The organism is Moraxella boevrei DSM 14165, assembly GCF_000379845.1.
Taxonomy (GTDB): domain Bacteria; phylum Pseudomonadota; class Gammaproteobacteria; order Pseudomonadales; family Moraxellaceae; genus Faucicola; species Faucicola boevrei.
This window is the reverse complement of record NZ_KB903809.1, coordinates 21,366-35,489: the sequence shown is the minus strand read 5'-3', so window position 1 is coordinate 35,489 and position 14,124 is coordinate 21,366. Positions and strand designations below refer to the sequence as shown.

General features: G+C 38.2%; 16 protein-coding genes. 9 read left to right on the top strand and 7 right to left on the bottom strand.

Annotated elements, in window-relative coordinates:
* Positions 1–42 precede the first annotated feature (42 nt).
* Genes A3G3_RS0110605 through A3G3_RS14690 form a run of 4 tightly spaced genes read left to right on the top strand, consistent with a single transcriptional unit; the run spans position 43 to position 4,012 of the window.
* Positions 43–507 carry a surface-adhesin E family protein gene (locus A3G3_RS0110605; RefSeq protein WP_019520494.1) on the top strand — a complete coding sequence of 155 codons (465 nt, stop codon included), beginning with the start codon at positions 43–45 and terminating at the stop codon, positions 505–507.
* Between the two features lie 9 nt (positions 508–516).
* A complete protein-coding gene (locus tag A3G3_RS0110600) occupies positions 517–1,134 on the top strand; it encodes a hypothetical protein (protein ID WP_019520493.1) in 618 nt (205 codons plus the stop codon).
* A 24-nt stretch (positions 1,135–1,158) separates the two neighbouring features.
* Positions 1,159–3,015 carry a DUF4407 domain-containing protein gene (locus A3G3_RS0110595; RefSeq protein ID WP_019520492.1) on the top strand — a complete coding sequence of 619 codons (1,857 nt, stop codon included), beginning with the start codon at positions 1,159–1,161 and terminating at the stop codon, positions 3,013–3,015.
* Positions 3,008–4,012: a DUF3761 domain-containing protein gene (locus A3G3_RS14690; protein ID WP_019520491.1), complete on the top strand. Its 1,005-nt coding sequence runs from the start codon at positions 3,008–3,010 to the stop codon at positions 4,010–4,012. Before A3G3_RS0110595 ends, A3G3_RS14690 begins: the two co-directional genes overlap by 8 nt.
* Positions 4,013–4,093: 81 nt before the next feature.
* Here A3G3_RS14690 and A3G3_RS0110585 read toward each other — a convergent pair whose 3' ends face one another.
* Entirely contained in the window at positions 4,094–5,431 is a 1,338-nt protein-coding gene (locus A3G3_RS0110585; protein ID WP_019520490.1) for a glyceraldehyde-3-phosphate dehydrogenase, read from the bottom strand.
* A 117-nt stretch (positions 5,432–5,548) separates the two neighbouring features.
* Positions 5,549–6,532 carry an NUDIX domain-containing protein gene (locus A3G3_RS0110580; protein WP_019520489.1) on the bottom strand — a complete coding sequence of 328 codons (984 nt, stop codon included), beginning with the start codon at positions 6,530–6,532 and terminating at the stop codon, positions 5,549–5,551.
* Between the two features lie 148 nt (positions 6,533–6,680).
* Between A3G3_RS0110580 and hemP the strand changes: the two genes are divergently transcribed.
* Positions 6,681–6,845 carry a hemin uptake protein HemP gene (gene hemP / locus A3G3_RS14345; RefSeq protein WP_019520488.1) on the top strand — a complete coding sequence of 55 codons (165 nt, stop codon included), beginning with the start codon at positions 6,681–6,683 and terminating at the stop codon, positions 6,843–6,845.
* 94 nt (positions 6,846–6,939) lie between these two features.
* On the opposite strand, the gene orn is transcribed toward hemP, so the two are convergent.
* A complete protein-coding gene (gene orn, locus A3G3_RS0110570) occupies positions 6,940–7,491 on the bottom strand; it encodes an oligoribonuclease (RefSeq protein WP_019520487.1) in 552 nt (183 codons plus the stop codon).
* 140 nt (positions 7,492–7,631) lie between these two features.
* Between orn and rsgA the strand changes: the two genes are divergently transcribed.
* The 4 genes from rsgA to secB all read left to right on the top strand — a co-directional run bounded on the left by rsgA (position 7,632) and on the right by secB (position 10,166).
* Positions 7,632–8,705 carry a ribosome small subunit-dependent GTPase A gene (rsgA, locus tag A3G3_RS0110565; RefSeq protein ID WP_026212993.1) on the top strand — a complete coding sequence of 358 codons (1,074 nt, stop codon included), beginning with the start codon at positions 7,632–7,634 and terminating at the stop codon, positions 8,703–8,705.
* A gap of 118 nt (positions 8,706–8,823) precedes the next feature.
* Positions 8,824–9,243, top strand: coding sequence for a rhodanese-like domain-containing protein (locus A3G3_RS0110560; protein WP_019520485.1), 420 nt, complete (start codon positions 8,824–8,826; stop codon positions 9,241–9,243).
* 119 nt (positions 9,244–9,362) lie between these two features.
* A complete protein-coding gene (gene grxC, locus A3G3_RS0110555; protein ID WP_019520484.1) occupies positions 9,363–9,626 on the top strand; it encodes a glutaredoxin 3 in 264 nt (87 codons plus the stop codon).
* Between the two features lie 102 nt (positions 9,627–9,728).
* Positions 9,729–10,166: a protein-export chaperone SecB gene (secB, locus tag A3G3_RS0110550; protein WP_019520483.1), complete on the top strand. Its 438-nt coding sequence runs from the start codon at positions 9,729–9,731 to the stop codon at positions 10,164–10,166.
* 160 nt (positions 10,167–10,326) lie between these two features.
* Here the strand turns inward: secB and lysS are convergent, their stop codons facing one another.
* From lysS to ntrB, 4 genes are all read right to left on the bottom strand, one after another.
* On the bottom strand, positions 10,327–11,847 hold the full coding sequence (lysS, locus tag A3G3_RS0110545) for a lysine--tRNA ligase (RefSeq protein WP_019520482.1): 1,521 nt from the start codon (positions 11,845–11,847) through the stop codon (positions 10,327–10,329).
* Between the two features lie 36 nt (positions 11,848–11,883).
* A complete protein-coding gene (locus tag A3G3_RS0110540) occupies positions 11,884–12,642 on the bottom strand; it encodes a phospholipase D family protein (protein WP_019520481.1) in 759 nt (252 codons plus the stop codon).
* A 19-nt stretch (positions 12,643–12,661) separates the two neighbouring features.
* Positions 12,662–13,162 (bottom strand): hypothetical protein, encoded by a 501-nt coding sequence (locus A3G3_RS14120; protein ID WP_169333207.1) that lies wholly within the window; start codon positions 13,160–13,162, stop codon positions 12,662–12,664.
* Positions 13,163–13,233: 71 nt separating this feature from the next.
* Positions 13,234–14,112: a nitrate ABC transporter permease gene (ntrB, locus tag A3G3_RS0110530; protein WP_019520479.1), complete on the bottom strand. Its 879-nt coding sequence runs from the start codon at positions 14,110–14,112 to the stop codon at positions 13,234–13,236.
* Positions 14,113–14,124 lie beyond the last annotated feature (12 nt).

Here is a 14,124-nt window from a genome sequence, read left to right as displayed (position 1 = left end):
AAGAAATTAATTTTTTTGAGTATTATTATTTTAGGAGCTTTTATGAAAAAGTTAATGTTAGCAAGTTTAGTTTTGGCGAGTGGTCAAATGGCGGTGGGAGCGAATTGGGTGCCTACTGGGGTTAGTAGTAATGTTAACAAAGAAACGATAGAAATAGACTTTGAGAGTATTTCGGCTTACTATTTTAATAGTTATGACAAATCAAGCTATTATGTAACCGCTTGGATAAAAATGAATTATCCCACCGCTCAAAAATTAAAAGATGGCAGACTATATCGACAAACGAAAGAGTTATGGTATGTGGATTGTTTAGGAAAAAGGATAACTCGGGGAGATGTGGCGGTATATACCAGTAACGGTAATTTAGTTTGGAGCAATCAAAACAGCTATGTATCAACTTATTCATCAAGTAATTGGGATAAAGTCATTCCAGATACGGTGGGCGATGGATTGTCAAAAGCTATTTGTAATTTTTATGATTTTAAATCAACTTATCAAACCAAGTAAGGAAAATCTATGAAAACCCTACCCAAACTCACTTTATCCATTTTATTATTATCCACTCTCACCACCCATGCCATGTATATCCCTGACCTATTTGGCGCTTATGAACAAGGGGCGAGCCGTGCCAGATATGAAAATCAACAGGACGCTTATTATTATGAGGAAATCAGACGACAGCAATTAGAAAGGCAGAGGCTAGAACACGAGTTGGGCAGACGACTTGAAAGATATGAAGTGGCACAAGAACCCAGATTGTATGTACAAATCATCAATCAAAAGACAGGCAAGGATAAAGGTCATATGAATTTATCTTTAAAGAAAAATGACATGCTGTGTTGGGCGGTAACGCCTGTAAACAGTGCTCAAACTTATCAAGTCAGTGAGCTATTTACCATGCCAGTTCATGCAACCTTTACAGGCAATGCAGGACAAAATGCCAATAATCAATTAACCAGTAGTGTACAAACAAGCTCAAATACTGCCAAATTTGGCAGACAAATTTATGCAACAAAAAATCAGCTAGATGCTTGCTGGTTTTTTCCTGCCAACACCCCAAAAGGCATTTATCATATTCGTGTGGGCGTAGGGGGTGCCGAGTTTGGCACGCAATCGTTTAAAGTGGTGGATTGATATTATTGTTGGAGTTAAAACAAAATGCTTAAACGAATTTGGTATTTTTTGACCTTTAAGACCTATCAAAATAACTTGCTAACATCAGGAGGTGCAAATTATTTAAGCGTGATTGCTGTCATCGTATCGTTAGCGGCGTTATCCGAAGCGTTTGCATGGGGGCATTTTGGAAGTACTTTTACCCCAGATAATCCTTACTTGGGTGGGCTAACACTGGGCATTTTTATTTTCTTATTGTTTTGGTTTTTTGATAGAACAATGGTAACCCAAGACATGATGGGTGAAGAACACGCCAAGATATTAGAAGGCGATGAATATAATCCAAGTTTTTTAAATAAATATAAAAGCAATTTTATATTTCTAATCCGTTTATGTATTGTTATGGGGTCTTTATATATTACAGCACCATTTTTAACACAACTTGTATTTAAAACAGATATTGAAAATGAAATGCAAGTGCAATATCAAACCAGTATAGAAAATGCCAAACAAGAAACCTTAGGTAATATAGAAAAAAAATTAAGAGAACAAGAGACTTATATTCGTGAAATTAACCAAAAACTACAACAAGAAATTAGCGGAAAGCGTGGTACAGGCTATGGTAAAGGGGTAGTCGCTCAAAGTATTGAAACTGAATTAAATACTGCTAATAGCGAATTTGAAAATTTAAAACAACAACTAGCAACTACCAAGACAACACTTGATACAGCTATTATTCAAGACGATACCAAAACATTAGAAAGTTTTGGCATTTTTATGGTAAAAGACAGTCCGATTTTTCGTGAAAATTCTATTCAAAAATTAAAAACAGAGCCAGCTTTTCAAAATACACAATATGCGGTTGATGGTTTTTTGATTTTGGTTGGTGTGATTTTAATTTTGTCTAAATTATTACAACCAAGCTCTTTAAAAATGTATTATTCATCACGCCTGCAAGAAGCGTGGGCAAATTATAAAAATGGTAATTATGACGATTATTTATTAGAAAGCGAAAAAAGCATTTATATGCCAAATATGCCAATACCGCAAACTTTTGAAAAGATTGCTATCCACTATGCCCAAACCAAAAATGAGCGTATTAAAGATGATATTGCCAAAAAACAAAAGCAAAAACAAGCACAATTAAATCAAGAAATGGAACACCAAAAAATTAAAGAAAGCGAACGAGTGTATAACGAACGCCAAGCCAAAGAAGTTCAAAGATTTAGCTATGAAGACAAAGTAACCAATCAGAAAAAAGGACGCATTAGCCACGCCTTAAAACAAACATATAGTTATAAGCAAAAATTTATGCAAGAAGAATATCCCAACAAAGAGCCTTTATTAGCCAAACAAGATGAGCTTGAACAAGCATTATTTGAAGCGAAGCGTTTATATGAAAGCAAACAAGAAGACGCAACCGCACGCCAAAAACGCTTACAAAACGAACAAAATAAACTGGCAGAATTACAACAATTAGCCCAAGAGCAAGAACAAAAAGACAATACATCATTGGAGAATGTAAAGTCTTTTATTGTTACGCAAGAAGCATTAGAAAAACAAAAACAAACCATTAAAAATATGCAAGATAATTATTTATCTTTTGAGCGTGATATGAATAGCCATAAAGAAAAAGTAGCTAATTTAACCCAAGAACTAAATCACATTACCGAGCAAATTGAAGCAATTAACGATAAAGAAAAACAGTTAAATGCAATTATTTCTGATTTGGAATTAGAAGAGTTAAAATTTTTAACAGCCGTCGCTAAGAGTAACACAACCGCCTATCTTAAAGGCGATGATAATGAATTAACTTTTATCGCTCAAAAGAAAAAGATGAACAACGGTGTTTATGAATTTACCCACTTTAACACTCCTGAAAAGGTAGTTAATGATGAGTAATTGGTTCATTGGGATTATCATTTTTATTGGGATTTTAGCAATACTGGATTATAGTGATAAACAACAATCACGCAAATACGATACCACAAATTATAACAATAGCTATTCAACCAAAACCACCTATGACAAATCCCACAATGCTACTGCTTTATGCCGAGACGGTACATACAGTTATAGTGCAAATCGGCGTGGCACTTGCTCACATCATGGTGGCGTAAAATATTGGCTAAATGATAGCCAATCAATCCCCACAACCACGCTTGCCTACACTTATATTTCACCAAAATCCTACCAAAATTATGATTACATACAACCAGTCCAAAACCCATTTACCACAACAGAACCAACTCAATACATTCAACAAAATGAACAACCACAACCCACATTTACCGTTGAACAAGCCAAACAAATGTATGAACAAGAAGTTGCCAACATTAACCAAGCATGGCAAGCCCTAGACCCTGATTTTAGGGAAAGTATTCGTCTAGAACAACGAGCCATTAACAAACAACGAGAAAGCGAATGCATCGCCTACGGTCAAACACAATCCAATGTTTCTGAAATCCAACAAGCCTATCGTTATTTATGTGAAGTGCCAAAATTAAAAGAGCGTACCCAATATTTGCAAGAAAACAAAGAGACAAAAATTGTTTTAACACCCATTTTAGAGACACTTGATAAACCAAACAAAGTAATCTCACAGCCAAACCCACCGATGACCCTTGAACAGGCAAAAAAAGCCTACGAAGCAGAAGTTCACCATATTAATCAAGTATGGAAAGCATTGGATAGTGATATTAGGGAGAATATCCGCATAGAGCAAAGACAACTTAACAACGAACGTGAATATCATTGCAAAATATACGGACAATCACAATCTACTGATATTCACGTTCAAGCAACTTATCGTTATTTGTGCGAAATTCCTTTATTGCAAGAAAGAACAGAATATCTAAAATCTGTTAAAAATTCAACCGTTTTTGATGTGGCTGGTTAAACAATTTATTGCAATAATATAACCACCAACACAAAAAACGCACAGCCATTTAAGCCGTGCGTTTTTTATCAGCCCAAACGATTAAGCATTACTTGCCATAACTTCTGCCACACGGATTACTTGGGTACTATAGCCCATTTCGTTGTCATACCATAGATAAAGGGTGGCACGGTTATCGCTTGCAATAGTCGCCTTAGCGTCAAAAATCGCCACTTTTTCAGAGCCGACAAAGTCGGTTGATACGGCTTCTGGCGAATCTGAATAATCAATTTGCTCTTGCCATTTCTCGCTGTCGGCTTGCCTCTTGATAAAGGCGTTTAGCTCGTCTGCAGTGCCAACCGCTTTTTCAAAATTAAGATTTAAAATTGCCAGCGATACGTTCGGCGTTGGTACACGAATGGCGTTGCCTGTGAGTTTACCTTTTAATTCTGGAATGGCTTTTGATACCGCACTTGCCGCACCCGTTGAAGTCATTACCATGTTAAGCGGGGCAGCACGTCCACGACGCTCAGATTTGTGGTGATTGTCCACAAGGTTTTGGTCGTTGGTGAAAGCGTGAACTGTCTCCATATGACCGTTGACAATGCCGTAAGTATCATGCAACACTTTTAAGGTGGGTGTAATGGCGTTCGTCGTACAGCTTGCCGCTGAAACAATCGTATCAGAACCGATAGTGTCATGATTTACACCGTAAACAACGTTTTTAATCTCACCTTTGGCAGGCGCGGTGAGTAGCACTTTTTTCACGCCACGGCTTGCCAAATGCTTGCCTAGACCTGCTTCATCTTTCCACTTGCCAGTGTTATCAATCACAATCGCATTGTCAATGCCATGAGCGGTATAGTCAACCTCGCTTGGGTCAGACGCATAAATTACTTTGATAAAGCGACCATTCACGATGATGCCATTATTCTCACTGTCAATTTCAACCGAACCATCAAACCAGCCGTGAACTGAATCACGCTCTAATAGCGAAGCACGTTTTGCCAAATCGCCATCACCTGCAGGACGCACGACAATCGCTTTTAATTGTAAGCCTTTGTCATTTGCAGGACGGCTCATCAAAAGGCGTGCCAAAATACGACCAATACGTCCAAAACCGTATAGCACCACATCAGTACTTGGGATAGCGTTACCATTTGCAAAATCGCTGGCTTTTTTACCTGCTTTAATGGCTTGCCCCACGTCAATCGTGGTATCTGATACGTTCAATTCATTGACAAACGCAAGGCTTTGAGCAACATCAACGCCATGCTCGCTGTGCTTGGCAAGAATATCGGCAATCGATAACGCCACACGCTCACCAAAAAATAGTACGTTTACATTTTGGGTAGTAAGTTTGGCAAGGCTTACAATGAATTCAACCGCTGTGTTTTCTACCGACTGGCGAGCTTTTAGATGAGTTTCATAAATTGACATAATGATTTTCCTGTTTTGGTTAAAAAATATCTAAATTTTTACGATTATAAGCCAAAATCCGCACATTTTCAAATTTAATTTTTCAATAAAATGGGGATATTTTTCTAAGAAATGATTTTATAAAAATCCCCTTATCCCTGACACGCCATACGCCCCATAGCGTTGGGCATTTTTGCAATCATTTGGCGATAATCCACCCAACGCAAAGACAGGCACATGGGATTGATTAGCAAGTTCCGCGAAACTTTCAAAACCTAATGGCACAGCACTCGGGTGAGTTTTGGTCAGCTTCACAGGTGATAAAAATATGCCAAGAACAGTGTGCATTTTAGAAAGTTGGTTGATTTTTATAATCTCATCTAGCGTATGGCAACTGGCAAAATAACGAAAATTTGTCGGTAAATTGTTAAAATTATCCGCAAAATCCGTGTGCGTTAAAACTACAATATTAGGGTTTATTTGCAAATCCGCTGTATCAGACGCACTTGCAAAAATTTTTACATCATCACGCAATTTTTGTAACTCATTGATTACTAGGCAATTATTGGCTCTATTATCTTTTGGACGAGCATAAAAATGGGTGTTTTTTGGCAAATGATTGGCATAAAAATCCACCCAATTTTCTTGGCTTTTAGCGATTTTTTCATTATCAAAATCCGCCAATTCTTGGCTAATGATAATTTGATTAGGCAAAGTCAGCCACTCTAAAATGCGGGCATTAGCGTCTGGCAAGTTATACTTTTTTACCAATAAATCTTCTTTTTTCACCCAGATAATCGGCTGATTCTCCGCCCCTGTTCCGCCTTGCAAATTGTCAAATTGCGACTTGTTAAAAATTACTTTAAAAATATGTAACATCACCGATTTATCGCTATAATCGTGATGAATTTGTCCCATCTTTATAATTGGATTGTCTGTAATATCTACGCCAGTTTCTTCATGAATTTCACGAATTAACGCCGATTTGGGGCTTTCATTATTATCAATTTTACCACCGATGAACTCATAACGATTGCCTTGATGTTGCTTTTCGTTTCTAAATCCCAATAAAAATTGATTGTCAAATTCAATCACCGCCACTGCAACATGAATTTTTTTCATAAAATTTTCCTTTAATAACAAATATTTATAAAAAATTTACATTTTTTTAGCAAAAAACCCTTGACGAAAATAAGAATTTAAATGATAATTATTCTCAATTAATCACTATTGTAACAGTTACTTTGAAGAAGCCAACAAGGAGCAACTTATGTACCACTTACTTAACCGTGCAATCCCACAAAACCAAACAATTTTACCAACTTTACAATCCAATCATCTATTTGCGATGACCAAAGAAATTCGCATTCAGCATGATGGTGAAGAGTATCGTTTACGATTAACTCGCAATAACCGCTTAATTTTAACCAAATAATTTTTATAAAAATTTAACAATAAATTTAGTAACAACATAAATTTACAAAACCAATCCAAGCGATTGGTTTTGTATTTTAGTAAGTTTTATTAAATTACTGAATAAATTTAAAAAAGTGTTCTTTATAATGGCGTAGTTCACGAATGGAGTCACGAATGTCGTCCAATGCCAAATGACTGCCTTTCTTTTCAAAACTATTTAAAATATCAGGTCGCCAACGGTATGCTAACTCTTTAACGGTGGAGACATCAAGGTTGCGATAGTGAAAAAATGCTTCTAATTTTGGCATTTGCCGAGCCATGAAACGGCGGTCTTGACAGATAGAATTACCACACATCGGCGATTTGCCTGCTTCTACATATTTTGCCAAAAAAGCGATGGTTTCGGCTTCCGCTTGCTCAAGCGTCACCGTGCTACGGCGAATTCTATCCACCAATCCTGATTGGTTGTGTTGGCGAGTGTTCCAATCGTCCATCGCATTTAGCACGATGTCAGGTGTGTGAATAGCGAAAACAGGACCTTCTGCCAAAATATTAAGTTCGCTGTCGGTGACAATGGTAGCGATTTCAATAATCGTATCGCTCATGGTGTCTAAACCTGTCATTTCAAGGTCTATCCAAACCAAATTTTTTTTATCAATTGCCATAATTTTCTCAAGTTTTTTTAGTGGTTTTTCATTTATTTCTGAAGAATGTTTACGAAATAATTTACCATATTAACAGATTTTTGAGCTAAAATATGCTTTATTTTTTATATTTTGATAATTTTTCAAGATTTGGCAACTTTATGGCACTAATTCGCAAACGTAAACTCACCGACCAACAAACCAGACGTATTGAAAAACAACAACAAAAACAACGGGTTGTTGATGATGACGAGTTAATGGACGGCATTGTGATTGCCAATTATGGCAAACAGTTAGAAGTACAAGCCACCTCCCTACCTAAGCGGTTGCCCGAAAAACCCGTGCCAATCGTGGGTGAGCCTGAACCGTTTTGGCAAGCGATTACGTTGCACAGCATTTGGCGTTGTCATACTCGGACCAATTTACCATTGATTGCCACAGGCGACAAGGTGCGACTATCTGCCGACCCCAATACGGGACTTGGTCGGATTGAAGCGATTTATGACCGTAAAACGGTGATATTTCGCCCAGACCGCTATCATAAACTCAAACCGATTGCCAGTAATGTGGATATTTTGGCAATTGTGTTTGCCCCTTTGCCATTACCGTCCGCCCAGTTGATTGACCGTTATTTGGTGGCGTGTCATACATCAAATATTAAGCCGTTATTAATTTTAAATAAAGCTGACTTAATTAATAATAACAATATTCATGAAACCCAAGATTTGTTAAATGATTATCAAAAATTGGGCTATGAGACGTTAATTACCCAATCTGACGGCGATTTAAGCGAACTAAACCGTTATTTACAACAAAAAAATGTAATTTTTGCAGGGCAATCAGGCGTTGGTAAAAGTAGTTTAGTCAATCACTTATTACCAAATGTTGAACAGTCGGTCAATGAAATTTCAACCATTTCCCAACTGGGGCAACACACCACGACAACCAGTCGTTTTTTGGCATTTGACCCCACCAATTTGAGCCAAGGAGCGGTGATTGACACCCCTGGTATTCGGGAATATGGCTTGTGGCATTTAGATAAAGACGCTATTTTGGCAGGGTTTGTGGAGTTAGCACCGCTTGCAGGCTTGTGCCGTTTTCGAGATTGCAAACATACCGCCCACACGCCAAACTGTGCGATGTGGCAAGCGGTGGAAAATGGCGAAGTTTTGGCAAGACGTGTGGAAAATTTGGTGTTATTACAAGCTGAAACGCAAACGAATTTGGGTAGCTAATGGCAAATTATTTTTACAATGACAACGATTAACGGTATAATATTAGCTTTATTTTTACCGCAATAAACAGGGTAATTAATAAAACTTTATACATTTTTAAATAAAACTGGAGACAGCTTTGGAACGTTGGTTTGAATTTATGGGCAATCACCCATTTTTATTTGGCATTTTATTTGTGCTAATTGTGTTGTTTTTTATGATAGAAACCAAACGTGGTGGCAAAAAAATCAACCCAAATACCGTTGGCTTAATGGTCAATAATGACAATGCACAAATCATTGACGTTCGCCCCAAAAAAGACTTTGAAAAAGGGTATATTAAAGGCAGTCACAACGTGCCATTTACTGACTTAAAAGACCACATTGACAGCTTAAAACAAGATAGTCGCCCATTAATCATCGTGTGTCAAATGGGCATGATGGCAGGCACGGTGGTAGCGATGATTGGGAAAGAAAACGTTTACCGTTTGGACGGGGGAATTGCCAATTGGCAAGCGTCTGGACTGCCATTGGTGAGCGAAAAAGTGGTAAAAAAATAACTAAAAAATAAATTTTTGACAAAATTGCGATATAATGTCTTGAATTTAAAAAATTCAACCTTATTATTATTTTTTGTAAAGGTTAATTTTTAATGAATTTTTAACAAAAAGGATAAACGATGAGCGTTCCTGTTACCATTTATACCACACCAACCTGCCCTTACTGTACCCGTGCTAAACAATTGTTGACCAATAAAGGCGTGGATTTTACCGAAATTAGTATGTATGACGTGTCTAGTGAAGACCGTCAAGCCCTTGCTCAAAAAACCAACAATTACCGTACCGTACCACAGATTTTTATCGGTGAGCGGTTTATCGGTGGTTCAGATGATTTGGCAAAATTAGAGCGTGAAAATCAGCTTGATGCCTTATTAGCGGGCTAATTTTTTTAGCGTTTTTTTTGGCAAAAACATTAAATTTTTTAATTTTTTACCATTCTGGTTTTAAATTAACTTTGTAATTAACAATGCTTTGGGAGAAAAATCATGGCAGAAGAACAAATTTTACAACCACAACTTGCCCTAGAACGTATCTACGTAAAAGATATGTCACTAGAAGTCCCAGGGGCTCAAGTATTCACACGTGAATGGCAACCAGAGCTTGATATTAACCTATCAAGCAGTGCCGAAAAATTGGACGATGAGCATTATCAAATCGTGTTAACCGTGAATGTAACGGCGAATAATGGCGGTGAAACGGCGTTTATCGCAGAAGTGCATCAAGCGGGGATTTTTATGATGCAACATATCCCTGAAGACCAAATGAGTGCAATTCTAGGTGCGTACTGCCCGAATGTGTTGTTTCCATATGCACGTGAAGTGATTAGCGATATCGTAACGCGTGGTAGTTTCCCACAGTTGTTGCTTGCTCCTGTGAATTTTGACCAAGCCTATCAACAAAGTTTGGAACAAAATCAAGCGTAATGGTTTGATATGAACTAAAAAAAGGGCGTTGAATGACGCTCTTTTTTATGTAAATTAGACTATTAATTTTCGGTCTAACTTCCCAAATCAGTAAAAAACCCAGTTCCAGCCATTTAGAAGGTCAACTAGGTTTTTTTAAAATCAATCGTTTATCAAATTATTACTCTTTACGACGCATATGCGGAAATAAAATCACATCACGAATGCTCGGTGCATCAGCAAATAACATCACTAATCTGTCAACGCCAATACCCTCGCCTGCGGTTGGTGGCAAGCCGTAATTTAACGCTTCGATAAAGTCACCATCATAGTGCATGGCTTCGTCATCGCCTGCGTCTTTCTCAGCGACTTGGGCTTTAAAACGTTCGTCTTGGTCAATCGGGTCGTTTAATTCGCTAAAGCCATTAGCAATCTCACGCCCGCCAATGAATAACTCAAAACGGTCGGTAATCTCGGGATTATCATCGTTACGACGAGCCAATGGCGATGTTTCAGCAGGATATTCGGTGATAAACGTTGGCTGACGTAGCTCGGTTTCTGCCGTTTCTTCAAAGATAATCGTCTGTAATTTGCCTACACCAAAGATGTCTTTAATTTCTTCTTTTAATTCATTTTTGACGTAATCTGCCAAATACTCACGGTCATTGATTTTACTCATGTCAAAATTTTTGGCATATTTTTCAATGGCTTTGGTCATTGGCAAGCGTTCAAACGGGGTCTTTAGGCTAATCGCTTCGCCTTGGTAATTCAGCTCGGTGGTGCCTAGAATATCCATCGCAAGTTGATTAAACATACGCTCGGTCAAGTCCATGGCATCTTCATAGGTGGCGTAGGCTTGGTAGAACTCAATCATGGTGAATTCAGGATTATGACGAGCGGACACGCCTTCGTTACGGAAGTTACGGTTAATCTCAAACACCCGCTCAAAACCGCCCACCACAAGGCGTTTTAAATACAATTCTGGGGCAATGCGTAAAAATAACGGCATATCAAGGGCGTTATGGTGCGTGATAAACGGACGAGCGACCGCTCCCCCTGGGATAACATGCATCATCGGTGTTTCGACTTCCATAAAACGCTCGTTTAACATAAAGTTGCGGATACCTGCGATGACTTGGCTACGAATGATAAAAGTTCTACGACTTTCGTCATTCATCATCAAATCAAGGTGACGACTACGATAGCGAGCTTCGGTGTCGGCAAGTCCGTGGAATTTATCAGGCAACGGACGCAAAGATTTGGTTAAAAGTTGCACTTCGGTAGCGTGAACCGACAATTCGCCTGTATTGGTACGGAACAGATAACCTTGTACACCCACGATATCGCCGATGTCCCACGTTTTAAAGTCGTTATACACGTCGTCGCCCAAGTCATTTTTACTGACGTAGGCTTGGATTTTTCCGCTCATATCGGCAAGCGTGATAAAGCTCGCCTTACCCATAATGCGTTTTAGCATGATACGCCCAGCCACCATGACATTGACTTTATCGTTGTTGGCAAGGGTTTCTTTGTCTTGGTCAGCAAATTGGGTTTGTAAATCTTGGGCGTAATGCTCACGTTTAAATTGATTTGGGTAAGGGTTTTTGCCCGCTTGTTTAATCAAGTCAAGTTTGTGATGACGCTGGCGGATAAGCTCGTTTACGTCTTGGACTTCTTCAGTTTTTTGGATTTGGTCGGTCATATTTTTACCTTAATAAAGAGTTACCTTAAATTTTAATTAAAACCTCAATAAACTTAATAATTTATCAGCGAAACTTACTTTTTCATCTTCAAATGAAATGTCTAAATCCACTGACCAAACAATAAAATAGCCAAATTTGCCTTTTTTCAGTTCGCCACCAACTTCACGCCCTTTATCTGTCAAAAATGGCGTATTACCTTTCATTTCAAGATAACCACTCTCCACCAACATTTTGGTAAATTCTTGATTATCAATACCAAATTTTTCAGCTAATTTTGCGGTAGTTATTTTATCAAAATTTTTCGGTTTTTCAGGTGCAACAGAGGTTTGAGTATTTGGCTGTGTTTTTTCAGTATCAGCAGATAATCGCACTTCTTCGCTAATTCTGATAATGCGTTGCACTTCATCGTAGGTGTCGTTGTATAATTGACTATCATCAGTTTTATCAATTAATACACCCATTTCATTATTATTTACTTGACTAAATTCATATAAATTTAAACTGGTAATAATGCACTCATGTTCGTTCAAATAACATTTGGCGTGCAGATTTTTGCAAAAACTGGTTCTAACAAAAGTCAAATCTTTTAGCCAATTAATTTCTTGGGGCGATAATTCACTTTTACCGTACACAATACGAATGTCAATTTTTAAACGATTTTTATCTTCAAGCAATTCTTTAATGCGTTCGTTAAATTGCAAATATGGGCTAATTAAAACCAATCGCTCGCTTGCTTTTTTAATCAATTCTTCTAAATGATACGTTGTACCGCTTGTATTTAAAAATTTTGCCATATCTGTTACCTTATATCAATCAATCCACACACACCGAATAGCCAACTTTACCGTTTTCTATAGTGGAAAAACAACCAAATGAGCTATTATTGATTTTGCACATACCTGTTACGGTTTGTGTGTACGGATTATATCTCGAGCTATTATCTACCAAGCACTCTCCACTTTGACATTCGCTACCGTCCGTGCAAGACTTGCCAGCATCCGCATACGAGATAACGCACATATAGCCACCTGCCATACCTTGACGGCTCATTATTCCACCTTTGGCTATACAGTCGTCTAACTCAGCTTGTGAAGGTTTTGGCGGAAATCCATCGTCAAATTCTAGCAACTTTTTTTCGCTAATCGTTGGTTTTGGTTCGTCTTGTATCGGATTTTGTTGGGTATTTTGACACGCCAATAAACCAATCGGTAATAAAGAAATACTTAGAAATTTTGGCAGGAAATCAAGCATAGATAAATACATACCTATCGGGGTTAAATGAATGTGGCTTAACATAATAAAATATGAGGGCATATTTCAAAATTTTTTATAAAATAAGCCACACATTATATAATAATGGCTTTAGACTAGCAAGTTATACAAAATTACTCAACATAACTCACCTTTTTTTGCAAGAGTCCAAACAGCATATCCAAAATCATGCCCACAAGCCCAATCATCAACACCGCAAAAATCACGTTACCGATAGACAAATTATTCCACTGATTCCACACAAAATAGCCAATCCCTGTACCGCCCACGAGCATTTCGGCGGCTACAATCACAAGCCACGCAATCCCCATCGAAATTCGCATACCTGTCACAATGGTTGGTGCAGCCGCTGGCAAAATAATTTTGGTGGCAGTCTGCATCGGTGATAATTCCAAAGTTTTGGCAACATTTCGCCATTCACGGCGCACATTTGCCACGCCAAAAGCGGTGTTGGTGAGCATCGGCCACATCGAACAGATAAAAATCACAAAAATACTAGAAGCATTGCTGTCTTTGATGGTGTACAAGGCAATCGGCATCCACGCAAGCGGTGAAATCGGCTTTAAAATCTGCACAAAGGGCATTAACGCACGATTTAATACAGGCGACATACCGACCAAAAACCCCAAGGGAATGGCGACAATCATCGCCAAAAAAAATCCAAGTAAGACTCGCCCAATGGAATAGCCAAGCTGAATGCCAATGCCTTTATCATTTAAGCCCTTGTCATAAAACGGGTCAGACAAATGACCAACAGACAATTTGGCAAAATCGGTGGGCGTGGGGAATTCACTTTTTTGGCTGGCAACGACTGCCCCTGCTGGCGTGCCTTCTGGAATGTCACCCATTAATACGCTGTATTCTAGCTTTAATGGGTTGGTGGGAGCATGGATTTGTTTTGGCAAGGTGCTAAATTGCCAAACACCAAGCGTGGCAAAGACAATCAGTAGTGAGAAAAGATAGCCTTTGATTTTTGTGTTATTTTTTATCATTATTATGAATTC